At 66.7% G+C, this 1,088-nt stretch carries 1 protein-coding gene; it reads right to left on the bottom strand.

The features are described 5' to 3' along the window. Nucleotides 1–514: 514 nt before the first annotated feature. Nucleotides 515–1,088, bottom strand: a 574-nt coding sequence (locus tag ABT116_RS49535) for a DNA gyrase C-terminal beta-propeller domain-containing protein (RefSeq protein WP_351648277.1), incomplete at its 5' end; no start/stop codon positions are given.

Raw genomic sequence — 1,088 nt, 5'->3', positions numbered from 1 at the left:
GGCTGACTTTGCGGAACCTGGTTCTGCGGTGCCGGAGCCTTGACTGGGTTCTGAACAGCCGGGTTCTGAGCACTCGGGTTCTGAGCAGGAGCCTTCGGCGCCTGAGACGGCTGACCCTGAGGCTGGCCTGACGGCTGGGGTCCGCGCTGCCACGGCGGTGCCTGGCTGCCACGAGCCTGATTGGCAACCGGTTGCGGCGGAGCCTGACCATCACCCTTCGCCGGAGTTACCGGCGCAGCCGGAGCCACTGAAGGAGCGGAAGGAGCTTGACCCTTGGCCGCACCCGCGGCGTCGGAAGCCCCACCCGCCGGCTTCTGAGCCGACGGGCCGCGAGGCGGCTCCGGCGCCTTGGGCGCCGGAGCTGCCTCGGAAGCTTTGGGTCCGCCGTCCGCTGGAGCTGCAGGTTTCGAGGTCTGCGGCCCCGCCGGAGCAGTTGCCTGCTCCGGCTTCGGTGGCACCTGACCTGAAGGGCTTTCGCTCTTCCGGTCACTGCCCGGCTGGTTGGGAGTGCTCACTAGGACTCCTTAGCTCCATCGGCATTGTCTGCGTTGTCGGTGGTCTCTGCAGCGAGCTCTTCGGGCTCGTCGGCGTTGCGCGCAATCGCGAGCAGTGTGTCGCCTTCGCCGAGGTTCATCAGACGCACGCCCTTGGTCTGGCGTCCCGCCTTACGAACCTGCTTGGCAGCCGTCCTGATGACGCCGCCGCCCGAGGTGATCGCGTACAGCTCGTCGTCGTCGTCGACGATGAGCGCACCGACCAGAGTGCCACGTTTCTTGTCGTACTGAATCGTGAGTACGCCCTTGCCGCCGCGACCCTGCACCGGGTAATCCTCCATGCCGGTTCGCTTGGAGTAACCGCCCGAGGTGGCGACCAGGAGGAACGTTCCTTCACGAACGACGTTGAGCGAAAGCAGCTCGTCGTCGCCGTTGAAACGCATGCCCTGGACACCGGAAGTGGCGCGGCCCATCGGACGCAGTGCCTCGTCGGTGGCAGAGAAGCGGATCGATTGGCCCTGTGCCGAGACCAGGAGCAGGTCGTCGTCGGCGGAGCAGAGAACAGCGCCGACCAGTTCGTCCTCACCACGCAGG

It is taken from the genome of Streptomyces sp. NPDC002130, assembly GCF_040296465.1.
In the GTDB taxonomy this organism is placed as follows: Bacteria; Actinomycetota; Actinomycetes; order Streptomycetales; family Streptomycetaceae; genus Streptomyces.
This window is presented reverse-complemented; position numbering and strand designations above follow the sequence as displayed.